This is a genomic window from Nocardia terpenica, from assembly GCF_013186535.1.
Taxonomy (GTDB): Bacteria; Actinomycetota; Actinomycetes; order Mycobacteriales; family Mycobacteriaceae; genus Nocardia; species Nocardia terpenica.
Genome location: NZ_JABMCZ010000005.1, coordinates 1,534,628 through 1,557,930, shown reverse-complemented (window position 1 = coordinate 1,557,930; position 23,303 = coordinate 1,534,628). Strand labels below are relative to the sequence as shown.

The following is a 23,303-nucleotide window of genomic DNA, read 5'->3' as shown; positions in this document are numbered from 1 at the left end:
GCGCAACCTCGACCACATCTACGCCGCCCGCGACGATGCCGGTTGGGTCGGGTTCGGGGCGTGATACCTCCCCTATTTCTGGCACAACGGCGCCTTCCCCACCATGAGCAGATCATCCAGCATTTTGCCGGGCGGATCACGGCAGTGTTCGGGCCTCGGCTCCCGGTCCGGTCAGCTCGAGGATGTCGGCCAGCGGCAGGCGCGGGGTGGGTGTGGGGCGGTCGGCGGACTCCGGTGCCGTGCCGACCCGAATCAGTACCTGCGGCAACTGCTTTCGACCGGTGAGGGTGGCGACGATGGCGCGGCTGCGCGGGATCTCGGTGAGGTGGGTGAGCGGGCAGGTGGCGTACCCGGCGACGGTGCATTCCAGCAGGACGGTGGACAGCACCTCGCCGCAGCGCAACAGGTCCATGTGCTGGTCGGTGGGGGTGGACAGCACGAGAACCGTGGCCTGGTCGACGGCTCCCGGGCGTCGGGGCCCGATGTCGGGGGTGGGGTATGTGCGGCCGACGGGTACGCCGACGCGTTCTTCGGGGGAGAGCAGCGTATCCGCGGGTATACCGGTGTCGGCCACGACATGTCCCGTCCACCACCGTAATTCGTGCTGGTAGCTGGAATCGTAGCGGCGCAGCGAGGCGGTGAGTTCGCTGGCGCGCGCCAGTTGCGGGCGCTTGTCTTCGGGAAGTACATCGAGGACCCCGTCGGCGGGATCGAAGGTGGAGCGCAGCACGATCTCGAACTCGTCCCATCCGTTCGGTGGGGCGAGTGGTAGCCGGTCGGTGTGTCGTTGCGTGATCGCGGCGGCGCGGTCGCGGTCGGCGTCGGTGACGATCGGTGCCGACGTGAATCGGATCGCGGCCAGGTGGTCGCCGCGGCCCGGATCCGGACAGCGGGCGAGGAAGATTCGCCACCCCGCGGCGGCCAGCGCGGTGCGCAGATGGCCGAGCGCGATCCCGCAGCTGATGATCATCTGCCGCCCCAGCGTGTCGGTGGCCGGCAGCATGCGTTCGCGCGCCGAAAACAAGTGCAGCTGATAGCCATCGAAGACCCAGCGCCACGGCTGGGAGTTGTGCAGCGAGGGGGCGCGTCCGGCCAGCCGGACGGCGTTCTCGACGACCTCGTAGGTCGGCAGGGTGGTCACTGTCGTGCGGTCTCCAGGGTTTCGTCGGATATCGGTGCGGGTCGGGTCGTCGTCGGTTGCCGGTGCTGATACCGGGACACCACGCGGAGCGAGAGTGCCGCCACGATCAGCAGCTCCGCGACGACCACGACGATGACAAGTCCGTTCATGAGTCCTTCCTTGTACCGAGCCGTTCCAGCTCCGCCAGCACGGCCTGGACCACCCGCGGCACGGCGGCGGCGACCGGATCGGACAGTCCCGCACCGAGATCGAGGCGGGCCGCCTCGACGGCCAGGACGACGAGTTCGCCGGGGACGCGGCCGAGGGCGCGGCCCAGGGGCAGGGCATCGGGGATGCCGAGGGCGTGCGAGCTGGTGGCCCGGGTGCGGCCGCGCAGCGCGTCGACGGTGGTGCGCCAGATCCGGCCCGGCGCCGACGGTTCGCACAGCACCGCGTCCACCACGATCGCCAGGTCCACGCCTGCCCAGATGTCGAGCAGCCCGGCCGGTTCGCCGTCGCAGAGGGTGACCAGAACGCCGGGGAGACCGAGCGCGTCGATCCGGGCCGCCACCGCGGGCCCGATCCCGTCGTCGCGGCGGTATTCGTTGCCGACGCCGATGACGACCGCGCGCGGCCGGGTCATCGCCGCACCACGTCGAGTTCGAGAAAGTGCGCGGAACAGGAGATGCACGGGTCGTAGTTGCGAATCGTGCGCTCGCACAGCGTGGTCAGCGCGGCGTCGTCGAGGTCGAGATTGGCCGAGACGACCCGGCGCAGGTCGTCCTCGATGGCGGTCTGGTTCTGGGATGTCGGGGGAATGATGGTGGCGGAGCGGACGATTCCGTCGGGGTCGACGTCATAGCGGTGGTACAGCGTTCCGCGGGGCGCCTCGCTCACGCCGTGACCGGTGCCCGCGTGCGGCGAGACGGGAACCGCGGCGCGCGCGGGCCGCTGGTACCCGTCGATCAGCCGCAGCGCCTCGTCGATGGCGTAGACGACCTCCACGCAGCGAACCAGGATGCTGCGGAACGGGTTCCGGCACTCGTCGCCGAGCCCGGCCGCCGCCGCGACCTGCCGGGCGATCGGCGACAGCAGCGGAGAGTTCAGCGTGTAGCGGGCCAGCGGCCCGGTCAGGTAGCGGCCGCCGTCGAGAGCGGCGTGCAGCGCGGTGGAGTGCGGCACCTGCCGCTCGACGACGTGGGCGGGGAATTCGGCTGCCGGGAAACGCAATCCGGTGCTGGTGTGCAGATCCCCGGTCTCGATGGCGTATCGGCCCGGTGCGGTGGCGGCCAGCAGGTCGTGGTCGAGCTCCAGGTCGGGGAACTCGAAGCCCGCGGCCCACTGCGCGGTGTGCGCGGCGTAATCCAGTGCGCGGCACAGCTGTTCGACCACCGGGGCGAAGTCGGCGCGGTCGGGAACCGAATAGAAGCCGCCGACCCGGACGTTGATCGGATGGATCGGCCGCCCCCCGATGAGCTCGAGCAGGGCATTGCCCGCCTTCTTCAGCGCCAGCCCCCGTTCCACGAGGTCGCGGTGGTCGGCGGCGAGCGCGACCGCGTCCGGGTAGCCGAGGAAGTCGGGAATGTGCAGCAGGTGAATGTGCAAGGCGTGGCTGGAGATCCATTCACCGCAATACAGCAGCCGCCGCAGGAGCGCCAGCGGCTCGTCGAGCCGGGCTTCGCACAGCTGCTCGACCGCATTGCAGGCGCTGGTCTGGTAGGCCACCGGGCAGATGCCGCAGATGCGCGCGGTGATGTCGGGCGGCTCGGTGTAGGCGCGGCCGCGCAGGAACGCCTCGAAGAACCGGGGTGGCTCGTAGATGTTCAATTCGGCGCGCTCGACTCGGCCGTCCACGATGGTAATACGCAGCGCGCCTTCGCCTTCCACGCGCGCCAGCGAGCTGACCTTCAACTGCCTACTGCGATGACTCATCGCGGCTCCTGTCCGCGAACGCCGGTGCGGCCGCCGCGAATGTCGTGAACACCCGGTCGATCTCGTCCTGGTCCATGCCGTTGACCCGCAGGATGGGAAGCAGCGCACCGATATTCGGTGTCGCCATCGGCCCGAAGCAGCCGAAGCAGCCGCGCCGGTACGCCGGGCACAGCGCGCCGCATCCGGCCTGCGTGACCGGGCCCAGGCACGGGATGCCGTGGGCGACCGTGAGGCAGGTGGTACCGCGGCGCTTGCATTCGGTGCACACGCTGGTGTTCGGAATATCGGGCGCGCGCCCGGCCAGGAACGCGCAGAGCGTGTCCAGCAGCTGGCGGCGGTCGATCGGACAGCCGCGCAGCTCGAAATCCACCGGCACATGCGCGGAGATCGGCGTGGAGGTCGCCAGCGTCGAAATATGCTGCGGGCTCGCGTATACCACCGACGTGAATTCGGCGATGTCGGCGAAATTGCGCAGCGCCTGGATCCCGCCGTGGGTCGCGCACGCCCCGATGGCCACCAGAATCCGCGATTGCGCCCGGATCTCGGCGATGCGGCGCAGATCCGCCGGTGTGGTGACGGAGCCCTCCACCAGGGAGACGTCATAGGGTCCCGGCTCCACCGCGCTGGACGCCTCGAGGAAATGCGCGATGCGCACCCGGCCCGCGAGGGCCAGCAGTTCGTCCTCGCAGTCCAGCAGCGTGAGCTGACAGCCGTCGCAGGAGGTGAACTTCCAGACCGCGAGCGTCGGGGCGTCCATCACAACTCCCGCACGGCCAGCAGCGGCTCGGCCACCGCGTAGTCGACGACCGGGCCGTCGCGGCAGAGCAGCAGCGGGCCGAGCTGGCAGTGGCCGCAGCGCGCGACGCCGCACTGCATGTTGCGTTCCAGCGATACGCGGATGTCGGTCGCGGCGATTCCCTTGCGCCGCAAGGTGTGTGCGCTGAACCGCAGCATGGGTTCCGGGCCGCACAGGAAGGCGGTGGTGCGGCCGGGGTCCAGCGTCAGTTGCGCCAGCGGCTCGGTGACGAAACCGATCCGGCCCGTCCAGCCGGGCCCCGGATGATCGACGGTCTGGCACAGGTCGACCGTGCCGGACGATGCCCACCGGTCCTGATCGTCGCGGAACAGGATGTCCGCGGGCGTGCGGGCGCCGGTGACGACGATGATGCGGCGGTAGTTCTCGCGATCGGCCAGCGCGCCCAGCACCACCGGGCGCAGTGGCGCCAGGCCGACTCCGCCGCCGACGACGACCAGATCGCGTCCCGCCGCCGACTCGATATCCCAGCCGGTGCCGAACGGGCCGCGCACGCCGAGCAGGCCGCCCACGCGGGTGTCGTGCAGCGTCGCGCTCACCGCGCCGACCGCTCGGATGGTGTGTTCCAGGACGGCGTCGCGGGCGGCCGGGTCTCCGCTGATGGAGATGGCGATCTCGCCGACGCCGAAGCTGTAGAGCATCATGAACTGCCCGGCCCGGAAGCGTTGCGCCGCACGGCCGACCGGCTCCAGCAGCAGTGTCGCCGTGTCGGCGGTCTGCCGGATACGGTCGGTGACGCGGTAGGGCAGCATCGTGTCGTCGACGGGTGTCGCGCGGGCCGGTACTTCGACACTCATCGTGGAACCTGCCCGGCTCCGCCGTGACACGGATACTCGACGCCACCGCCGGCCGGGTTGCGGTAGAGGTCGAGCAGCCTGGCCCGGGTGGCCTGGAGCCGTTCGAGCAGCGCCTGAAACAGCATGAGGGTCAGCGCCCGGCCGAACGACGGGTCCTCGTCGGCGAGTTCGGACAGTGCGGCCGTATCGAATTCGATCGCGTGCACCGGTTCGTCGGCGACCGCGCCGAAATGCCAGCGGTACGGGGGCACCAGCCACGACCAGCCCAGCAGATCGCCGTGACCGAGGGTTTGGACGACGACGTCGCAGCGGCCGGGCACGTGGACGTCCAACCGGACCCGGCCCCGGCGGATCAGCCAGCAGCGTTGTGCCGGTCGGCCTTCCGTGATCACCCGCTCCCCGGTGCGGAACGACACCTCGCGCCCGGTCCGGGCGAGCGCGGCCAGCTCGGCCGGGCTCAGCGAGGCCAGGTGGGCGAATTCGGACAGTTCGTCAGCGGTGGGCACCGCCGGTCCCTTCGGCCAGTTGGGCGAGGCGGGCGACCTCGGCGGTCAGATCGATCCCGGCCGGGCACCACGCGATACACCGCCCGCACCCGACGCATCCCGAACTGCCGAACTGGTCGTACCAGGTGCTCAGCTTGTGGCTCAGCCACTGCCGATACCGGCTCGCGCCGGATTGCCGCACGGCGCCGCCGTGCAGGTAGGAGAAGTCCGGTTCGAAGCAGGACGCCCACCGCTCCCAGCGTTCGGCATGCTCGCCGGTGAGGTCGGTGACGTCCTCGGTGGTGGTGCAGAAACAGGTGGGGCACACCATGGTGCAGTTGGCGCAGGTGAGGCACCGGCTCGCGACATCCTGCCAGTGCGGCGACTCCCGGGAGTCCCGGATCAGTGTGCGGAGGTCGATCTCGGGCATGGCCCGGCCCATCCGGCCCGCGGCCGCCGTCACCTCCTCCTGCGCGGCCGCGATCTGCGCCGCGTCCGCCGGGCGGGCGGTGACCTCGGCGAGGATGCGTGCACCGGTGTCGCTGCCCACATCGACCAGGAACCGGTGTCCCGCACCGTCGATGCGCTCGGTGAGAGCGAGATCGTAGCCCGGCGACACCCCCGGTCCGGTGCCCATCGAGACGCAGAAACACACGCCGCCCGGCTCGGTGCAGTTCACCGCGATGACGAACGGCGCGGTATCGCCGCCGAGCACTCGCCCGAGAATCGACAGGGCCGCGAAGTCGCAGCCGCGCACGCCGAGAAACGCGAGCCGGGCCGGAGTTTCGTCCGCCGGTTCCGGGGTGAGATCGGGTCCTGTTTCCCACACCTTGCGGTGTGGGGGATGCAGGAATTGCTTCCAGGAACCGGGTCCGGCCGAATGCGCGAACACGGCGACATCGTCGCGGCGATACACCCGATACCGGCCCGGCGCGGTCTGCACGCCCCATCCGGCGGGCAGTTGCGCCCCGGAGTCCAGCTCGTCGAGAACGATTGCGCCGCCGCGCAGTTGCGGACCGATGACCCGATACCCGTGCTCGCGCAGCGTATCCACCAGGCGGTCGAGACCGGCTCGGTCGATCACCATCGTGTCACGAGGCGTCATCTCTCGAGTGTGACCGGGTCCGATGCCGCCGGCGAGAGGCGAAGGTCCCCTGCGGCCGGAGGCCGATGCCCTAACAGATCCGGGGCAATTGCTCGCCGACCAGCATGTCCACGATGCGGCTCGCGCCGACCAGCGTGCGGGCGGTGACCCGGCCCGCCGGACCCTCGGTGACGCGGCCGATGATCCGCGACTGCGCGCCCGCGGGCACCGATCGCATTGCCGCCAGCGTGCATTCGGCCGCCGTGGCGGCCACGAGCGCGACCAGGCAGCCCTCGTTCGCCACGTGCAGCGGATCCAGTCCCAGCAGATCGCAGGCCGCGGCGACCGGGACCGGCACCGGCACCCGGGCGTCCACGATCTCGATGCCGACACCCGACGCGGACGCGAGTTCGTTGAGCGCGCTTGCCAATCCGCCCCGAGTGGGGTCGCGCAGGGCGTGGATGTCGCGGCCGCACGCCGCGATCATGGCGGCCACCAGGTCGTGCAACGGCCTGGTGTCGGAACGGATGTCGGCCTCGAAGCCGAGATCGCCACGGGCGCAGAGGATGGCGGTGCCATGGGCGCCGATCGGCCCGGACACGATCACGACGTCGCCGGGCGCGCCGCGAGTCGCCGACGGACCGGCGCCCGGCAGCCGGGCGCCGATACCGGTGGTGGTGATGTAGATCCCGTCGGCCGCACCGCGATCGACCACCTTCGTATCGCCGGTGACCACCCGCACCCCGCAGGCCGACGCGGCCGCGGCGACCGAGGCCGTGACGGCTCGCAGCTCGGCGAGCGGCAACCCCTCCTCGAGAACGTAGGCCAGGGCGAGAGCGACCGGGCGCGCGCCCCGCATGGCGAGATCGTTGACGGTGCCGTGCACGGCCAGCTTGCCGATATCGCCGCCGGGAAACAACCGCGGGGTGACGACGAAGCTGTCGGTGCTGAAAACAACGCTGGTGCTGCCCAATTCGACTATCGCGGCATCCTGGAGCGCCTCGCCGTCACCGAGTTCGGCGACGATCAGCTCGTCGAGCAGCTCGGCCGTCAGCTGCCCGCCGGACCCGTGCCCGAGCAGCACTCGCTCGGTTTCGGCACGCGGGAGCGGGCAGCTCGCCCGCACCGGATCGATGGCGGCCACTAGGTCCTCCTCGGTCGCACAGGCGTGGATACGGCGGCGGTGGACGGGCGGCGGCCCGCGGTGTAGAAGGCGGCGCAGGTGCCCTCGGCCGAAACCATCGGCGCGCCCAGCGGATTGCGGGGCGTGCAGCGGACGCCGTAGGCGGCGCAGTCGGTGGGCAGCGCGGTGCCGCACAGGATCGCCCCGGCGATGCAGTCGGGATTCTCCGCGGATCGGGTGTCGTGGACCGAGAACCGCTGGTGCGCATCGTATCCGGCGAATTCGGGAGCCAGGGCCAGCCCGCTCGCGGGGATGGCGCCGATGCCCCGCCAGGTGCGTTCGGTGACTCGGAACACCCGCCGGATCGCTTCTTGCGCAGCGGTATTGCCGGACCGCCGCACCGCACGGACATACTGGTTGCCGAGTTCCGCGCGGCCGGACTCCAGCTGCCGCACCACCATCAGGATGCCCTCGAGCAGATCGAGCGGTTCGAATCCGGTGACCACGATCGGCACCCGGTACCGTGCGACGATCGGCTCGTATTCGGTCCAGCCCATCACGGCGCACACGTGCCCGGCCGCCAGGAAGCCCTGCACCCGGTTGTCCGGGGCGTCCAGGATCGCGGTGATCGCCGGTGGCACCAGCACGTGGCTGACCAGCACGCTGAAGTTGTCGACCCCGGTGGTCGCGGCGTGCAGGATCGCCATGGCGTTGGCGGGCGCGGTGGTCTCGAAGCCGACGGCGAAGAACACCACCTCCCGGCCGGGATTGTCGCGGGCGATCGTCACGGCGTCCAGCGGGGAGTAGACCACCCGGACATCGCCGCCGCGGGCCCGCACGCCGAGCAGATCGCCCGTGGTGCCCGGAACCCGCAGCATGTCACCGTAACTGGTGAACACGACCTCCGGGCGGGCGGCGATCGAGACCGCCCGATCGATCATCTCCAGCGGGGTGACGCACACCGGGCAGCCGGGGCCGTGGATCATCCGGATCCCGGCGGGCAGCAGCTCGTCGATGCCCTGCCGGACCAGGGTGTGCGTCTGCCCGCCGCAGACCTCCATGATCGACCACGGGCGGGTCGCGGTCGCGCGGAGCTCGCTCAGCAGCCGCCGGGCCAGCATCGGGTCGCGGTATTCGTCGAGGTATTTCACAGTGCCCCACCCTCTTTCACGATGTCGCCGCCTCGGGGCCGAGTTCGGTGGCCAGGGCGTCCGGGATCGCCCGGATCACCGCGAGCGTCTCGGCCGCCTCGGCCTCGTCGACCCGGCCGATGGCGAAACCGACGTGCACGATCACGTAGTCGCCGATGTCGGCGTCCGGGGTGTAGGCCAGGCACACCGGCCGCCGGATACCGTCGAAATCGACCGTCCCCATCCGCAGCGGTGATGCGTCGCTCACCGCCACGATCCGGCCGGGCACACCCAGGCACATCGGTCAGCTCCCTTCCGTACGGGCGGCCGCGATGGCCGCCTGACCGTAGGAGATTCCGCCGTCGTTCATCGGAATCCGTTCCCCGGCAAGGCCGTTCAGTCCGGCATCGGCGAGGCCGTCGAGGACCGCCGTAGTCAGGCGGGCGTTCTGGAACACCCCGCCACCGAGGCAGACCACCTCGGTGCCGGACGCGGTGGCGGCCTCGGCGGCCATGGCGACCACGACCGCCGCCAGGGTGCGGTGGAACCGGGCGGCGATTTCCCCGACCGGCTCGTCGGCGGCCAGCAGCACCGCGTCGCGCAGGGTGGGAGCGGGGTCGTAGACCACGAGCCCGTCACGGCGGTGCAGGCTCCAGCGCAGGGGGGACGTTCCGGGATGGCCTGCCGCCGCGGCCTCCAGTCGGGCCGCGGCCTCGCCTTCGTAACTGTTGTCGTCGCAGACATCGAGCAGGGCCGCCGCCGCGTCGAACAGTCGCCCGGCGCTCGAGGCGCGCGGGCAGTTCACCTCGCGCTCGATCATGCGCCGGATCACCGTGACCTCCCGGGGATCCATGCGGTCCAGCAGCGCGGCGCCCGGAATGTCGTCCGCGCCGAACCGCTCGGCGCCGAACAGATATCCCAGCGCCATGCGGGCGGGCCTGCGCACCGCCGCAGCCCCGCCGGGCATCGGCGCGGTGGCGAACCGGCCGAATCTGCGATACCCGGTGAGGTCCGCCAGCAGGATCTCCCCGCCCCAGAAGGTGCCGTCGTCACCGAGCCCCAGCCCGTCCAGCGCGACACCGACGAACGGGCCGGTGATGCCGTGCTCGGCCGCGGTGGCGGCCACGTGCGCATGATGGTGCTGCACCGCAATGCGCCGGGCGGCCGATCGGCGGCGGGCGTACTGCGTCGACAGGTAGGCCGGATGCCGGTCGTGGACAACGATATCCGGCCACACGCCGTGCAGTCGGCACAGCGCGTCGGCGGCCTGCTCGAATGCCGCGTAGGCGTCGGTGTTCTCCAGGTCCCCGGTGTGCGGTCCGAGGATCACCGCGTCGTCGACGGCGAGGGCGGCGGTGTGTTTCAGCTGCGCGCCCACCGCCAGCACGGGAGTCGCGGCGCGGACCGGCAGCGGCATCCGGTCGGGCGCGTAGCCGCGGGCGCGTCGCAGGGTGGTCGTGCGGCCCGCGACGACCCGGAGCACCGAATCGTCGTAGCGCGATCGGATCGGCCGGTCGTGGGTGAGAATCCCGTCGACGATCGGCCACAGCACGCGGTGCGCGGCGGTGTCATCGATGACGGTCGGCGTGCCACCGCGGTTGCCGCTGGTGACCACCAAGGGCCGAGCCAGCTCCGCCAGCAGCAGATGATGCAGTGGGCTGTAGGGCAGAAACACGCCGATCTCGGCGGAACCCGGTGCCACCGAGGCGGATAGGGAGGCATCGGCGCGGCGCGGCAGCAGCACGATCGGCGCGGCCGCACCGCCGAGCAGTCCGGCGGCCGCGTCGTCGAGCACGCCCAGCTGCCGTGCCGCGGTGAGATCGGCGGCCATGACCGCGAACGGTTTCGCCGGGCGCGGCTTCGTTCTCCGCAGCCGGGTCACGGCGGTGTCGTCGCCCGCGTCGCACACCAGTTGGTAGCCGCCGAGGCCCTTGACGGCGACGATGCCGCCATCGGCCACCACTGCGCACGCGGCCCGCAGCGCCTCTTCCCGTGTGGCAGCGGGTGTCTCGTCGACCGGGTGCCATATCAGTCGCGGACCGCACGCCGGGCAACTGGTCGGCTCGGCGTGGAAGCGCCGATCGGCAGGGTCGTGGTACTCCCGCGAACACGCTCCGCACAGCGGGAACACCCGCATCGCGGTGCGCTCCCGGTCGTAGGGCAGGGCGTCGATGACGGTCGCCCGTGGCCCGCAGTCGGTGCAATTGAGAAACGGGTAGCGGTAGCGCCGGTCGGCCGGATCGAACAATTCGCGCAGGCACGCCGCGCAGGTCGCCAGATCCGGCGGCACCTGCGGCGTCACCCGTTGGTCGGCGACGCTGCCGACGACCGAGAATCCCGGCCCCGGCGCGACACCCGCGGAGATCGTCTCCACCTCGATCCGATCGACCCTGGCCGCGGCCGGTGCCGAATCCGCCAGCCGGGCCACGAAATCGGCCAGCACCCCGTCCGGCCCTTCGGCCCGGATGACGACGTGCCCGCCCGCATTACACACATCCCCGGCCAAGCCGAAACCGGTCGCGAGCCGAAAGACGAAGGGGCGGAATCCGACCCCCTGAACCATGCCGTGCACCCGAATCCTGGCACCACGACCGGTGACGACGGGCCGCGTCATCGCCTGGATGTCTGCTCGCTCGTACCCATCCACCCACGATGGACGGCGCCGCAGCAGATCCCAAGAGGCAAAGGTCCTCGATCATCGTCGCATCGGAGCAACATCACCGGCGCAACACGAGCCCTCCCCGACCCGCGGTCAGGCTCTCACCAGTTGGCTACACAAGCAGCCGGTAGCCCGGCTTTGGCTCTGGTGACGTTCTCGGGGTGTGGATTCTTTCGCTCACCGCTCCAACAGGATTCGGCGTTCGGCGGCGGCGACGGCGCGCCGGGTGGGGGTCACGGCGTCCGGGGTCACCGAGATCGAGGTGATGCCCATGCGCACCAGGTGTTCGGCGAACTCCGGGTGCGTCGACGGGGCCTGGCCGCACAGTGACGAGGTGATGCCGAGGCTGCGGGCGGTGGTGATGATGCGGGCGATGGCGTCGAGGACGGCCGGGTCGGATTCGTCGAACAGGTCCGCGCACTGTTCGGAGTCGCGGTCGACGCCGAGGATCAGCTGGGTGAGGTCGTTGCTGCCGATGGATACTCCGTCGATGCCGAGGCCGACGTATTCGGGCAGCCGGTACAGCACCGACGGCACCTCGGCCATCACCCAGCGGTGCAGGGCGCGGTCGTGGCCCAGGGGACTGGCGTCGATCAGGGCCAGGCAGTCCTCGAGTTCCCAGTAGGTGCGCACGAACGGGACCATCAGGTGCAGATTGGGGGTGTGTTCCCGGACACGGTGCAGCGCGGCCAGTTCCAGCCGGAACAGCTCCGGTTCGCGGACATAGCGATAGCAGCCTCGGTAGCCGATCATCGGATTGCGCTCGTCCGGCTCGTACGCGGTGCCACCGGCGAGGGCGCGGAATTCGTTGCTGCGCAGGTCGGTCGCGCGATAGACGACGGGCCGGGGCGCGAAGGCGGTGGCGATGCGGGACAGCGATTCGGTCATCGCGTCGACGAAGGTGTGTTGTTCGCCGCGGGCGATCAGATCGCGCGGATGCCGCCCGCCCAGCGCCCGGGTGAGCAGGGTCTCCGCGCGCAGCAGTCCGACCCCGTCGGTGTCCGCGGTGGCGGCGACGCGCTCGGCGACCTCCGGGAGCGCCAGGTTGACATAGATGCGGGTACCCGTGATCTCCGAAGGCGTTGTGCGCGTGCCGGTGTCGCTCGCGGCGGGTCGCTCCGTCAGGGAAATGCGCGCCGCGGCGGCTTCGTTCACCGCCGCCGCGTCGGTGGCCCCGACCAGTCCGGCGGAGCCGTCGACCATGACGGCCTGGCTGTCGGTGAGCGTCGTTGTCGCGCTGCGGGTTCCGACCACGCAGGGCACGCCGATCTCGCGGGCGACGATGGCGGCGTGACAGGTCATGCCGCCGCTGTCGGTGACCAGGGCGGCGGCGCGGGTGATGGTGGGCAGCCAATCGGGATTGGTCATGGGGGCCACCAGGATCTCGCCGTCCCGCAGCGTGTGGCCCTGCTCCGGGGAGCGCAGCACCCGCACGGCGCCGACGGCCCGGCCGGGCGCGGCGGCCAGCCCGCGCAGCAGCACCGAGCCGGTATCGGTGGCGGTGGCCTGCTCGTGCGGCTGGTCCGGCAGCGTGGTGATCGGCCGCGATTGCACCAGCCACGGCTCGGTGTCGTCGAAGGCCCATTCGACATCCTGCGGACGCCCGCCGTAGTGCTGCTGCGTCTGGAGGGCCAGGCGGGCGACGGTCAGGACCTCGGACTCGTCGAGCACCGGCGAATTCGTTTCCGTGGCGGCCAGTTCCACCCGGCGATCGCCGTCGGGTCCGGGCACGATCGCGTAGGTCTGATGACCGGGGTGGGTGGCCAGCAGCGCCGGTCCCGCGGCGTCGACGAGGTAGGTGTCGGGTGCGGTGGCTCCCGACACCACGACCTCCCCTTGACCGTGGGCGGCCTCGATGACGAGGCGATCACGACGACCGGTGGCCGGATCGGCGGTGAACGCCACCCCGGAGACGCGGGCCGCCACCATCTTCTGCACCACGACCGCCATCTCGGGTGGTTCGGTCAGTTCGCGGCGCGCCCGGTAGGTGAGCACCCGCGGGGTGAACAGCGAGGCCCAGCAGTCGACAACGGCCGCGAGCAGCTTGTCGTCGCCGCGGACATTGGTGCGGGTGATATTCATGCCCGCGAACGACGCCGTCGCGCCGTCCTCACCGATCGCCGACGACCGTACCGCAACCGAAACATTGTGTCCCAGTGCGTGATACGCCGACACGATGGCATCGCGCAACGGTTCGTCGAGGACGGCGTCGTGCACGAGTTCGCGCATCTGCCGACAGGTGTACTCCAGTCGCTGCGCCTCCGCCGGGGTACCGGCCGCCGCGGCCTGGAGGGCGCCGCCGTGCAAGGCCCGCAACGCCGCCGCGTGCCGTCCCTGGCCCACGACCTTCCGGTAGCAGTCGCGCAGCAGCACGAATCCCGGTGGCACCGGCAGCTTCGCGGCCACCAGTTCACCGAGGTTCGCGCCCTTGCCCCCGGCGCGGTCGGCGTCGTCGAGCCGCAACTGGTCCAGCCCTGCCACATACTCACCCATCACGGCTCCGATCCGTCGATGCATTTCGGGTTCGATGCCAGGGTCCCCGACGGGAGCCGTCGGCCACTACTGTCGAAAGTCCTTCGCGGGCAGGGCATTCGGCTCGCGGGTCCGCGCCGGAATCATTCCCGGCAGGTCCGGTCGCCGTGCAGTGTCGAGATGTACACCGCCGCCTGGGTGCGGCGTTCCATGCCGAGCTTGGCCAGCAGCCGCGACACGTAGTTCTTGACGGTCTTCTCCGCGAGGAACATTCGCTCGGCGATCTGGCGATTGGTGAGGCCCTCGCCGAGCAGGTCGAGCAGGGTGCGTTCCTGGTCGGTGAGGGAGGCGAGCGGGCCGTGCGGCTCGGTGCTGCGGCGCAGGCGGTCCATCAGCGCCGCGGCGGCACGGTTGTCCAGCAGGGACCGACCCGAGCCGACCGTCTTGATCGCGGCGGCCAGCTCCATACCCTTGATGTCCTTGACGACATAGCCGCTGGCACCGGCGAGGATGGCGTCGAGCATGGCGTGCTCGTCGGTGAAGGAGGTGAGCATCAGGCAGCGCAGCCCCTCCACGCGCGACAACAGCTCCCGGCACAGTTCGATGCCGTTGCCGTCGGGGAGGCGGACGTCGAGGACCGCGACATCGGGGCGTAGTGCCGGGATGCGGGCGAGGGCCTGGGCGGTGTTGGCGGCCTCTCCGACGATGGTGAGGTCGGCATCGCCGGACAGGAGGTCGGTCAGGCCGCGGCGGACGATCTCGTGGTCGTCGACAAGGAACACCGTGATCATGGGGGTGTCCAATCCGGTTGCGGAACGGGGTGTAGGTCACGGTAGGGCGGTGTCGTCGTTGCTCGCTACAGTCGAAGGTCACTTTCACAGGCCCGTCGGGAATGTTTCCGGTGTGGCCGTGACCCGTCGGCTCCGCGCCGGGTCCAGTGGGTCCAGCGCGGTGGTGCGGTCGAGGTAGACGACGGCGTCGTATCGGTCGGCGAGCCGGGTGTGCAGATAGTGGCTGTGGCGTTCGGTGGCCGGGGTGTAGACGACGCCGACGGTGCGCTCGAGGCGCGGTGTGCGCAGCAGCTCGGCGGCCGCGGTGGGCCGGTCGAAGCGGAGCAGGAATGCGGGAATTCCGGTGTCGTGCAGCAGTTGTTCGGCACTGCTCGCCACCGCGGGACGCAGCGGCATTCGCTCCGGTTCGCCGCCCCAGGCGGTCGCTGCCGTCACGGTGCCGTGCCCGGTGCTGAAACCGATGGTGCGGCACTGTTTTCCGTGCCGTTCCCGGATCAGTTGCCCGAGCGAGAGTTGCCCGTCGGTGACCTGCTCGCTCGCGCTCGCATCCCCGATGTGGGCGTTGTGTGCCCACACGACCAGGCGCGAATCCGGTCCCAGGTGCGCGGCGAGCGCGTCGAGGGTGTCGGCCATGTGCCGGTCGCGCAGATTCCACGCCGACACCCGATCGGCGAACATCGCCCGGTAGTACGCCTCGGCGCTGCGCGCGGTCCAGGCATTGCGCAGCGCATCGAACGGCGCCTCGCCGTTGTGTGCGGCGGTAGGCGCGGCGTTGCGCTGCAGGTCGATCAGCTCGCCCACGACCTCGTCCCGGCAGCATTCGCTGAGACCGAGCGCGGCGGCGAAACCGTAGGCACGGCCGTCGTCGGCGCCGGTGCGGTCGAAGGCGGCGTAACGGCGGATCGCCCGCTCGGCGGCGGCGTGGTCGGCGCGCTCGAGGTATTGGATCACCTGATGCATCGACCGGTGCATGCTGTAGAGGTCCAGGCCGTAGAACCCGGCCTGCCTCTCCCCGTTCTCGCGTTGGTGCTGGTTGTGCAGCCGCAGCCGGTAGGCGAGGTCGCGGATCACGGTATTGCGCCACAGCCACGTCGGGAACCGCTCGAATCCGCCGAGTGCCTGTGTCGCCGACAGATCGTCGCCGAGACCGCGCACATAGCGGTGCACGCGGTGGGCATCGGGCCAATCGGCCTCGAGTGCGACACCGTCGAAACCGCGCTCGGTGATCAGCCATCGGGTGATCGCGGCGCGGGCGGTGTAGAACTCGTGGGTGCCGTGCGTGCTCGCCCCGAGCAGGACCCAGCGGGCGTCGCCGACCAGGTCGGCCAGCACGTGCTCCGGTGGCACCCCGTCCGGTGCCGCGATGGCGGCATCGCGCACCGCCGCAACGGGATCCGGTGCCGCCGTGCCCGCGGTCGTCGGCGTCGTCAGCAGTATGCGCACCTGCTCGTCGTCGATCGGGGTGAAGTTCCAGTACGCGTCCCCGACCGCGAGGAACGGGGTCGGCATGGTGGCACAGACCATCTCGTCCACGGCGGCTCCGAGTTCGCGGCAGGTCGACCCGGTGGCGGCGGGCACCGCCACGACGATCCGCGTCGGCTCGTCGGCGCGGATCGCCTCCACCGCCGCGAACATCGTTGCGCCCGTGGACGTCCCGTCGTCGACCAGGATCACCGCCTTCCCGGCCGGGTCCATCGGTTCGGTCCGGTGTCGGTAGGCGGCCTCGTGGCGGTGCAGGTCGCGGGCGGCCCGGTGGGCGACCGACCGGATCTGCTCGGTGGTCAGGTGCAGGCCGCGGGTCACGTCGTCGTTCACCACGATCCGGCCGCCCGGTCCCAGCGCGCCGAACGCGACCTCCGGATGTCCGGGCGCTCCCAGCTTGCCGACGACCAGCACATCCAGCGGCGCGCGCAGCGCGACCGCGACCTCCCGGGCAACCGGGACGCCGCCGGGCGCGAGTCCCAGCACGACGACGTCCGGTGCGCCGCGGTAGTGCTCGAGCAGTGTGCCGAGCACGCGACCGGCTTCGGCGCGGTCGGTGAAGAACGGCTGCGGGGTATCGCGCAGGACGGGAATCGTGGAGGTCATGAGGTGCTCCGATGATCCGATGCGGGAAGATCGTCGGGTACGTGCGGTGTTCGCAGCGGCAGCCCGAGGGCCGAGCGATCGCACGCGGTGATCAGATCGGTGGCGGTGACGATGCCGCACAACCGGCCGACGGCATCGACCACGGCGACGGCGTCGAGAGCGGGGCGCAGGACGACACGGGTCGCGGCGTCGGCGAGCAGATCGTCCACGCCCACGATCGCACCGCGCGGCAGCGGTCGCCCGGCCGCCGACAACGTGGTCGTGGTTCGCGCGCGGGCCCGGACACGGGCCAGATCCGACCAGGCCAGCACGGCGATCGGACGGTCGCCGTGATCGACGACAGGGAAAATGCGGTGCCCGCTGGTGGGGATCGTGGAGTGCAGCAGATCGGTGACGGTCCACCACGCGGGCACCGCGATCGGAGCGGCGGTCATCACGTCGCGGATCCTGGTGTCGCCCAGCCGATGTCGCAGGCCCGCGACCGCCAATTCGCCGTGGGCGGCGGTCTGTAGGAACCAGCCGAGCAGCATCATCCAGAGCCCACCGAGCTGACGCGACAGCACGACCTCCGCGATGCCGACGACGATCAGCATCGTGCCCAGCACCCCGCCGCCCCGCGCCGCCGCGGTGGCGGCGCGCAAGCGATCCCCGGTGCGCCACCAGATCAGCGCCCGCAACACCCGGCCGCCGTCCAGCGGCGCGCCGGGCAGCAGATTGAACACCGCCAGAATCGCATTCATCACCGCGAGCCACACCAGTGCGGCGGCCACCGCGCCTGCGGGCGCGATCATCGCGGCGAACACTGCCGCCGTATAGGCGACAACAGCGATGAACACACTGGTGAGCGGTCCGGCAATGGCGATGCGGAACTCGGCGCGCGCGTCACCGGGTTCGTCGGCGAGCTCGGAGACACCGCCGAGCAGCCACAGCACGATCCGGTCCACATGAACGCCGTTGCGGCGGGCGACGATCGAATGCCCCAGTTCGTGCGCGGCCAGCGACACGACGAACACCACCGCGCCCGCGGCGGCGACGGCCCACAGGAAACCCTGGCTGCCGTGCCCGCTCAGGACGGTGCGCAGAATCCAGGTGACCAGGCCGACGGTGACCAGCGCCGACCAGTGCCCGCCGATCCGGACACCGGCGATCCGGCCCAGCGGAAAAGTCTCGCGCAGCATGGCATTCCTCGTCTCTCCGCCGGAAACGCTACGGATGTATGGTCGTCGACCTCGGATTCGGCAGGCCCATGGTCGAGGCGATGGTGGCCACCCAGCCGCGAATCACGACCCAATCCCGTAGATCGCCGTCCCGCTGGCCACCCAGCACGCGGTACATCACCCGCGCACCGAAATCCACCCCGATCCGCTCGTAATGCCCGGCGAAGGGCCGGTAGTCGCGCGGCCGGATCGAATCACGCAGGGCGGCGATCTTTTTCGGGACGAGGCGGCCGAAGTATGCGCCGACCGGCCCGCGCAACGCGGGCCCGAGCCCGACGCTGAACAACCACACATCCCGTGCGACGAGCTCGTGCTGATGATTGCGGATGTAGTCGGCGGCCTGGGGCAGCAGATCGCGGTGATGGATGGCGCTGCCCAGCACAACGGTGTCGAAGCGGGTCAGCTCGGGCGCGCGGTCGATATCGGAAACCTCCACGCGCGCACCGCGTCCGGCGAGCTCGGTGCTTCTCCGGTTCCATGCCATCAGCGTGCGCGCGGTGCCCCCGCCCCCGGCAGAGTCCTCGGCCTCTGCGATACGGGACCATTGTCCGCGCATCCTCCTCGGGATCAATTCGGATACGCCACGGTGCGTAGGGTTTCCAGTGCGGTGGCGAGTAGTCGACGGGTGCGCTCGGCGATCTCGGTCAGGGCGGTTTGGCCGGTGGTGTGGATGAGGACGGTGGGGTCGGCGGCCTCGATGAGGGTGCCGGTGTCGACCGCCCGGACGACCACCGCGCAGGGCTGGAGCAGGCCCGCCTGGGGATCGGTGCGCAGCGCCTGCGACATCAGGTGCGGGTGGCAGGCGCCGAGGACGCGGTAGTCGTCGATGTGCTCGCCGAGGTGTTCGCGCAGGGTGGCTTCGACGTCGAGGCTGGTGGAGACCACGAACCCCTGTTCTCGCAAAGCCTTCCGGATCAGGCGTTCGGTAGTGCGGAAGGTCGCGGGTAGGTGCAGGGCCAGTGCGGGGGAGGGGGTGACCGGGATGCGGATCTCGGTGATGAGTTGCCGCGGGTCGGCCACCTCGTCGGGGCCGATGAGATATACCTCGGTCGGCGGCCCCGCCGGGCGGTATCCGGAGGCGTGCAGCCATTCGTGCAGGGCGCGGTAGGCGGTGTCGATGTCGTCGTAGCCGCCACGATGGCAGGTGCGGGCCACCAGCGTTCCCGGCGTGACGATGACCTCCGCCCCGGACCGCGGGCCGAGACCGGTACCGGGGTCGATCGGGACCGCGAACTCCACCGGCACGGCATCGTCGGGTCCGGATTGCTCATGGTAGGTGAGTGTGGGAGCCCCGCAGGCCGTCAGCCCGGCATACCGGGCGGTCGCGGTCAATTCCCGCATGCCGTCGGCGATATCCGCGCTCACGTGATCGGCACGGATTCCACGGGGAATCTGTAGCACCGTCTGCGGAATGGATTCGCAGACGCTCACCCGGTATTCCATCGCAGCCCTCCTGGTCGATGTCTCCTTCCGAGGGTGTGCGGCGGGATACGTCGCGTCGAGAGGAGAAAGGCCCTCGGCGGAGTATCGGTGTCCTCCGGGCCCGGTGCCGGTGCCGGAGGTCGCTGGCACGAGGGTCTTTGCGCCCTGTGCGGTGGCGGTGGCGGTGTCGTTGACTGACAGATGCGGTTGCTCGCCCACCGATCGGAGGCCCGATGAGTAACGCACGCACGCAGGGTGTTTCGAAGATCGGCGCGCCCCGATGGCCCCGGATCGACAAGTCCGCGGCGGAGGCCGCCGCGGCGAATCTCACCGACTACGAGCGGTCCTGCCGCGAATTCCATTGGGAGGATGCTCAGTTCGATCTCGCCGGGCTGCCCAACGGCGGCGTGAACATAGCCTTCGAGGCGGTGGATCGGCATCTGACCGAGCCGGGTTCGCACACCCCGTCGCTGCGATGGTTGTCCGCGTCGGGGGGCGGCGGCACGGCGAGTTGTGCGGGACTGGCGGTGCTGGGCAACCGGTTCGCCGATCTGCTGCACGGACGGGGTGTGCGGCGCGGCCACCGGGTCTGCACCCTGCTGCCCCCGTGCCTCGAGATGTACGCGGTGGCGCTGGGCACCTGGAAGGCCGGATGCGTGCTGGTGCCGCTGGACAGCCGGTCGGATGCGGATTCGGTGCACCTGGCGCTGGTGTTCGCCGAGGCGGCCGTGCTGGTGACCACCGCGGCATGCTACCGGGAACTGATCGCCCCGATCCGCGCCATTCTGCCCGGACTGCGGCAGGTGCTGATCATCGACGCCTGCCTTCCCGACACGGTGGAATTGCCCCTGGCCCTGGCGGGCACCGACCCCGCGTGCACGATCGTGCCGACGAGCGCCGGGGATCCCGCTCTGCTGCACGTGGTTTCGGACCGATTCGGAATTCCGCAGGGTATCGCCCACTCGCACGGCGCGGTGCTGGCCCACCGGGCGACCGCCCGCTACGCCCTGGATCTGCGGTCCGATGACGTCTTCTGGTGTACCGGCGACCCGAGTTCGGTGCTCGGCATGTCCTATGGCGTCATCGGGGCATTGAGCCTGGGCGCCACCGTGATCTGCGACGAGGCGGACTTCGCGGCGCAGCGCTGCTACGACATCCTCACCGCCGAACGCGTGACGGTCTGGTGCACCGATGCCGCCTCGCTGCACACGCTGATGCGCGCGGGCGACCGGCTCCCCTCCGGCACCGATCTGTCGTGCCTGCGGTTGGTGGTCACCGGGGAACCGGTGGACCCCGAGGTCGTCCTGTGGGCCGATCGGGTGCTGGGGCAACCGGTGCACGCGGGATGGTGTCAACCCGAGACCGGCGCGATCGTGATCGCCGATCTCGCGGCCGCGCAACTGCGCCCGGGCTCGATGGGGCGGCCGCTGCCCGGCATCGAGGCGGCGGTGCTGCGGCTCGGCGGCGACGGCAGGGCCGAGATCCGCGGCGGCGCAACCACTCCCGCCGCCCCGGGCGAGGTAGGCGAACTCGCCCTGCATGCCGGATGGCCGTCGATGTTCCGCGGCTACTGGCGGGAGCCGACCCGATACGCGCACGCCTTCGCCCACGGCTGGTATTTGACCGGTGATCTGGTCCGTCGTGACGACGACGGCTACTACTGGTTCGTCCGGTCCGCCGAGCCCGAGCCCGGCGACCGTCTGGCCGCGGCCGACGCCCTCCGGTCGGGCGGTCTTGATGCCGGTCCGATGTGATCGCCACCGACCTGAGGACTTCGGTCACCGTCGCAGGAGACCCCGTGCCCTGCCGCCCCGGCCGTGATCGGCGTGGAATCGGTTGGGTAGAAATCGTTTTCGATTCATCAGGAGTGGATATGAGCATGTTGCCCGCGCGGCACCTGCCGGTGCTGCCCGATTTCGCGGAACTGTGGAATGCGATCGGTCCCGGCCTCGTGCCGATGCTCGGCAGCCGCCTGATCCGCGTGGAGGACACCGTCGACGACGGCCGGTATGTGATCCGCGCCGAGCTCCCCGGTATCGACCCGGCTCGCGACGTCGAGGTGTCGCTGCACGACGGCCGCCTCACCATCAAGGCGGAACGTACCGAAAAGCACGAGGAGAACCGGCATTCGGAATTCACCTACGGCTCGTTCGTGCGCACCGTGGTGCTGCCCGCGGGCGCGCAGGAGGAGGGCATTACGGCCAACTACGCGAAGGGCATTCTCACCGTGACCGTTCCCCTGGGCGAGCAGAAGGAGACGGTGCGCCGGATCGAAGTCGCCTCGGGCGAGTAGCCGACATTGTCGGCGTGAGCTCAGCGCAGCGGCGCCGACCAGCGCAGCCGGGTGCCGGGGCGAGCCGAATTCGTGGCGACGGGGGATACGCGGAATTCGCCCTGGCATTCGACGGCGCGGCGGGCGAGGTTGTCCAAACCGCTGCGCGTGGTGTCCGGTGGGACTCCGCACCCGTCGTCCTCGACGACGAGTTCGAGGGTGTCGCCCACGGCGATATCGATGGTGAGGGTGTCGGCCCCGGAATGCCGGACGGCATTGCTGACCGCCTCGCGCACCACGGCCTCGGCATGATCGCCCAGGTCCGGGCCGACCGACGACAGCGGGCCGCTGACGTGCACCGAGGTATGGATGCCGGTATCGGCGGTCTGCTGCAAGATCGCCTGCTCGATCCGTTCCCGCAGCCGCAGGATTATGCCATCGCGCTCGTGGAGGTTGAAGATGGAGGTGCGGATCTCCTGGACCACCTCCTGCAACTCGTCGACCGCCTGTGAAATACGCTGCCGCACATCGGGTTTGCGGCTGCGAGGGACGGTGCCCTGGAGGGAGAGTCCGATGGCGAACAGGCGTTGGATGACGTGGTCGTGCAGGTCGCGGGCGATGCGGTCGCGGTCGGTGAGCACGCTCAGCTCGCGCACCCGCTCCTGCGCGGTGGCCAGTTGCATCGCCAGCGCCGCCTGATTCGCGAAGGCCGTTGCCAGTTCGATGATTTCGTCGTCGTAGCGGGGGGCTTCCTTGCTGCGGGTGGCGACCAGGACACCGAGGACCTGCTCGGCGGTGTAGAGCGGGAGCAGCAGCACCGGCCCGGTCGCCAGCAGAGTGGCGTCGATTCCGGCGGCGCCGGGGTTGTCGAAACGCAGGGGGGTGCGGCGCAGGAAGGCGTCGGCGATTCCGGTGTCGGTGATGGTGAGATCGCGGCCGATGAAGTCGGGTTCGGGACCGTCCCACTGCGTGAGGTAGAGCACGGCCAACTCCGACACGGAGATTTCGGTGTCGACCGGGGTCGCGAGGAATGCCCGATCGGAGCCGGTGAGTCGGCGTATGTGCGCGACGAGATGGGACAGGACCTGAGTCGAGTCGGTACCGGCCAGAAATTCGGTGGTGATGTCGCCGGTCGCGGCGATCCACGCCTGCCGGGCGCGGGCGGCCTCGTACAGGCGTGCGTTGTCGATGGCCACTCCGGCCGCCGACGCGAGCGCCTGCACGATGACCTCGTCGTCCTCGCTGAACAGCTGGCCGTCGAATTTCTCGGTGAGGTAGAGGTTGCCGTAGACCTCGTCGCGGATGCGAATCGGTACTCCGAGGAAGGTCCGCATCGGCGGATGGTTGGGCGGGAAGCCCACGGAGGCGCGGTGGTCGGCGATGTTGTCGAGCCGGATCGCCTTCGGCTCATCGATCAGCACGCCGAGTACGCCGCGGCCCGCGGGCAGGTCGCCGATGATTTCGCGCTGGGCGTCGTCGATGCCTTCATAGATGAAACGGACCAGTTCGTGCTCGTGCCCGCGCACACCGAGCGCACCGTAGCGGCTGCCGACGAGGGTGATGGCGGTGCGCACGATGGTGCGCAGCGTCTCGTCCAGTTCCAGCCCGGAGGTCACGGTGAGCATCGCCTCGACCAGCCCGTCCACCCGGTCGCGGGCGTCGATGATCTGATCGATGCGGGAGCGGACCTCGGTCAGCAGCTCCCGCAGTCGCAGTTGGGACAGCGTCTCTCGGACGGAGTAGCTGTCGGAACGGTACGAGTCGGTCACCTGGTGGCCTCTCCAGTCGCGATGGGTGTGCGAATCCGGTGTTACGGCCCCGGAACCCCGGAAAGGCACTCCGAATATTACGCCGCGCGGTGTGCGGGTGGCCGGAAAGGCCAGGACCCGCGCGCGAG

Annotated in this window: 21 protein-coding genes; 2 read left to right on the top strand and 19 right to left on the bottom strand. The window is 70.4% G+C overall.

What is annotated here, in order from left to right:
* Window positions 1–136: 136 nt before the first annotated feature.
* From HPY32_RS42975 to HPY32_RS42890, 18 genes are all read right to left on the bottom strand, one after another.
* Window positions 137–1,141, bottom strand: a complete 1,005-nt coding sequence (locus HPY32_RS42975; protein WP_082871221.1) for an Acg family FMN-binding oxidoreductase — start codon at window positions 1,139–1,141, stop codon at window positions 137–139.
* A complete protein-coding gene (locus tag HPY32_RS42970) occupies window positions 1,138–1,290 on the bottom strand; it encodes a hypothetical protein (protein WP_156674368.1) in 153 nt (50 codons plus the stop codon). The genes HPY32_RS42975 and HPY32_RS42970 overlap by 4 nt, the downstream gene beginning before the upstream one ends.
* Complete coding sequence (locus tag HPY32_RS42965) at window positions 1,287–1,763, bottom strand: hydrogenase maturation protease (RefSeq protein WP_067586150.1); 477 nt, start codon at window positions 1,761–1,763, stop codon at window positions 1,287–1,289. Before HPY32_RS42965 ends, HPY32_RS42970 begins: the two co-directional genes overlap by 4 nt.
* Entirely contained in the window at window positions 1,760–3,052 is a 1,293-nt protein-coding gene (locus HPY32_RS42960) for a Ni/Fe hydrogenase subunit alpha (RefSeq protein ID WP_067586153.1), read from the bottom strand. Before HPY32_RS42960 ends, HPY32_RS42965 begins: the two co-directional genes overlap by 4 nt.
* On the bottom strand, window positions 3,036–3,809 hold the full coding sequence (locus HPY32_RS42955) for an NADH-quinone oxidoreductase subunit B family protein (RefSeq protein ID WP_067586155.1): 774 nt from the start codon (window positions 3,807–3,809) through the stop codon (window positions 3,036–3,038). Before HPY32_RS42955 ends, HPY32_RS42960 begins: the two co-directional genes overlap by 17 nt.
* On the bottom strand, window positions 3,809–4,663 hold the full coding sequence (locus HPY32_RS42950; protein ID WP_082871222.1) for an FAD/NAD(P)-binding protein: 855 nt from the start codon (window positions 4,661–4,663) through the stop codon (window positions 3,809–3,811). The genes HPY32_RS42955 and HPY32_RS42950 overlap by 1 nt, the downstream gene beginning before the upstream one ends.
* Entirely contained in the window at window positions 4,660–5,169 is a 510-nt protein-coding gene (locus HPY32_RS42945; protein WP_231951588.1) for a Crp/Fnr family transcriptional regulator, read from the bottom strand. Before HPY32_RS42945 ends, HPY32_RS42950 begins: the two co-directional genes overlap by 4 nt.
* Window positions 5,156–6,253, bottom strand: a complete 1,098-nt coding sequence (locus HPY32_RS42940) for a 4Fe-4S dicluster domain-containing protein (protein WP_067586158.1) — start codon at window positions 6,251–6,253, stop codon at window positions 5,156–5,158. Before HPY32_RS42940 ends, HPY32_RS42945 begins: the two co-directional genes overlap by 14 nt.
* Before the next feature lie 70 nt (window positions 6,254–6,323).
* Complete coding sequence (gene hypE / locus HPY32_RS42935) at window positions 6,324–7,376, bottom strand: hydrogenase expression/formation protein HypE (RefSeq protein ID WP_269456503.1); 1,053 nt, start codon at window positions 7,374–7,376, stop codon at window positions 6,324–6,326.
* Window positions 7,376–8,506 (bottom strand): hydrogenase formation protein HypD, encoded by a 1,131-nt coding sequence (gene hypD, locus HPY32_RS42930; RefSeq protein ID WP_067586161.1) that lies wholly within the window; start codon window positions 8,504–8,506, stop codon window positions 7,376–7,378. The genes hypE and hypD overlap by 1 nt, the downstream gene beginning before the upstream one ends.
* A 16-nt stretch (window positions 8,507–8,522) precedes the next feature.
* Entirely contained in the window at window positions 8,523–8,786 is a 264-nt protein-coding gene (locus tag HPY32_RS42925; protein ID WP_067586164.1) for a HypC/HybG/HupF family hydrogenase formation chaperone, read from the bottom strand.
* Between the two features lie 3 nt (window positions 8,787–8,789).
* Entirely contained in the window at window positions 8,790–11,099 is a 2,310-nt protein-coding gene (hypF, locus tag HPY32_RS42920) for a carbamoyltransferase HypF (RefSeq protein WP_067586167.1), read from the bottom strand.
* Between the two features lie 222 nt (window positions 11,100–11,321).
* Window positions 11,322–13,637 (bottom strand): phosphoenolpyruvate synthase, encoded by a 2,316-nt coding sequence (gene ppsA, locus HPY32_RS42915; RefSeq protein ID WP_067586170.1) that lies wholly within the window; start codon window positions 13,635–13,637, stop codon window positions 11,322–11,324.
* A gap of 122 nt (window positions 13,638–13,759) precedes the next feature.
* Window positions 13,760–14,407, bottom strand: a complete 648-nt coding sequence (locus HPY32_RS42910; protein WP_067586173.1) for a response regulator — start codon at window positions 14,405–14,407, stop codon at window positions 13,760–13,762.
* A gap of 84 nt (window positions 14,408–14,491) precedes the next feature.
* A complete protein-coding gene (locus tag HPY32_RS42905; protein ID WP_067586176.1) occupies window positions 14,492–16,495 on the bottom strand; it encodes an erythromycin esterase family protein in 2,004 nt (667 codons plus the stop codon).
* The gene (locus tag HPY32_RS42900) at window positions 16,492–17,673 is read right to left on the bottom strand and encodes a site-2 protease family protein (protein WP_067586179.1); all 1,182 of its coding nucleotides are present in this window, start codon (window positions 17,671–17,673) and stop codon (window positions 16,492–16,494) included. The genes HPY32_RS42905 and HPY32_RS42900 overlap by 4 nt, the downstream gene beginning before the upstream one ends.
* A 28-nt stretch (window positions 17,674–17,701) precedes the next feature.
* Window positions 17,702–18,196: a flavodoxin domain-containing protein gene (locus tag HPY32_RS42895; protein ID WP_156674818.1), complete on the bottom strand. Its 495-nt coding sequence runs from the start codon at window positions 18,194–18,196 to the stop codon at window positions 17,702–17,704.
* Window positions 18,197–18,279: 83 nt separating this feature from the next.
* Window positions 18,280–19,155 (bottom strand): DUF302 domain-containing protein, encoded by an 876-nt coding sequence (locus tag HPY32_RS42890; protein ID WP_082871223.1) that lies wholly within the window; start codon window positions 19,153–19,155, stop codon window positions 18,280–18,282.
* Window positions 19,156–19,367: 212 nt separating this feature from the next.
* Here HPY32_RS42890 and HPY32_RS42885 point away from each other — a divergent pair, with 212 nt between their 5' ends.
* Together HPY32_RS42885 and HPY32_RS42880 are read left to right on the top strand one after the other, a co-directional pair.
* Complete coding sequence (locus HPY32_RS42885) at window positions 19,368–20,888, top strand: AMP-binding protein (RefSeq protein WP_067586185.1); 1,521 nt, start codon at window positions 19,368–19,370, stop codon at window positions 20,886–20,888.
* Between the two features lie 119 nt (window positions 20,889–21,007).
* The gene (locus HPY32_RS42880; protein WP_067586188.1) at window positions 21,008–21,427 is read left to right on the top strand and encodes an Hsp20/alpha crystallin family protein; all 420 of its coding nucleotides are present in this window, start codon (window positions 21,008–21,010) and stop codon (window positions 21,425–21,427) included.
* Between the two features lie 20 nt (window positions 21,428–21,447).
* Here HPY32_RS42880 and HPY32_RS42875 read toward each other — a convergent pair whose 3' ends face one another.
* Window positions 21,448–23,175: a sensor histidine kinase gene (locus tag HPY32_RS42875; protein ID WP_067586191.1), complete on the bottom strand. Its 1,728-nt coding sequence runs from the start codon at window positions 23,173–23,175 to the stop codon at window positions 21,448–21,450.
* Window positions 23,176–23,303 lie beyond the last annotated feature (128 nt).

What these genes read in the sequence shown, in the direction of transcription:
- HPY32_RS42970 (WP_156674368.1), bottom strand. Translation starts at nt 1,290, where the DNA reads ATGAACGGACTTGTCATCGTCGTGGTCGTCGCGGAGCTGCTGATCGTG.
- HPY32_RS42965 (WP_067586150.1), bottom strand. Translation starts at nt 1,763, where the DNA reads ATGACCCGGCCGCGCGCGGTCGTCATCGGCGTCGGCAACGAATACCGC.
- HPY32_RS42960 (WP_067586153.1), bottom strand. Translation starts at nt 3,052, where the DNA reads ATGAGTCATCGCAGTAGGCAGTTGAAGGTCAGCTCGCTGGCGCGCGTG.
- HPY32_RS42955 (WP_067586155.1), bottom strand. Translation starts at nt 3,809, where the DNA reads ATGGACGCCCCGACGCTCGCGGTCTGGAAGTTCACCTCCTGCGACGGC.
- HPY32_RS42950 (WP_082871222.1), bottom strand. Translation starts at nt 4,663, where the DNA reads ATGAGTGTCGAAGTACCGGCCCGCGCGACACCCGTCGACGACACGATG.
- HPY32_RS42940 (WP_067586158.1), bottom strand. Translation starts at nt 6,253, where the DNA reads ATGACGCCTCGTGACACGATGGTGATCGACCGAGCCGGTCTCGACCGC.
- HPY32_RS42925 (WP_067586164.1), bottom strand. Translation starts at nt 8,786, where the DNA reads ATGTGCCTGGGTGTGCCCGGCCGGATCGTGGCGGTGAGCGACGCATCA.
- hypF (WP_067586167.1), bottom strand. Translation starts at nt 11,099, where the DNA reads ATGACGCGGCCCGTCGTCACCGGTCGTGGTGCCAGGATTCGGGTGCAC.
- ppsA (WP_067586170.1), bottom strand. Translation starts at nt 13,637, where the DNA reads ATGGGTGAGTATGTGGCAGGGCTGGACCAGTTGCGGCTCGACGACGCC.
- HPY32_RS42910 (WP_067586173.1), bottom strand. Translation starts at nt 14,407, where the DNA reads ATGATCACGGTGTTCCTTGTCGACGACCACGAGATCGTCCGCCGCGGC.
- HPY32_RS42905 (WP_067586176.1), bottom strand. Translation starts at nt 16,495, where the DNA reads ATGACCTCCACGATTCCCGTCCTGCGCGATACCCCGCAGCCGTTCTTC.
- HPY32_RS42900 (WP_067586179.1), bottom strand. Translation starts at nt 17,673, where the DNA reads ATGCTGCGCGAGACTTTTCCGCTGGGCCGGATCGCCGGTGTCCGGATC.
- HPY32_RS42895 (WP_156674818.1), bottom strand. Translation starts at nt 18,196, where the DNA reads ATGGCATGGAACCGGAGAAGCACCGAGCTCGCCGGACGCGGTGCGCGC.
- HPY32_RS42890 (WP_082871223.1), bottom strand. Translation starts at nt 19,155, where the DNA reads ATGGAATACCGGGTGAGCGTCTGCGAATCCATTCCGCAGACGGTGCTA.
- HPY32_RS42885 (WP_067586185.1), top strand. Translation starts at nt 19,368, where the DNA reads ATGAGTAACGCACGCACGCAGGGTGTTTCGAAGATCGGCGCGCCCCGA.
- HPY32_RS42880 (WP_067586188.1), top strand. Translation starts at nt 21,008, where the DNA reads ATGAGCATGTTGCCCGCGCGGCACCTGCCGGTGCTGCCCGATTTCGCG.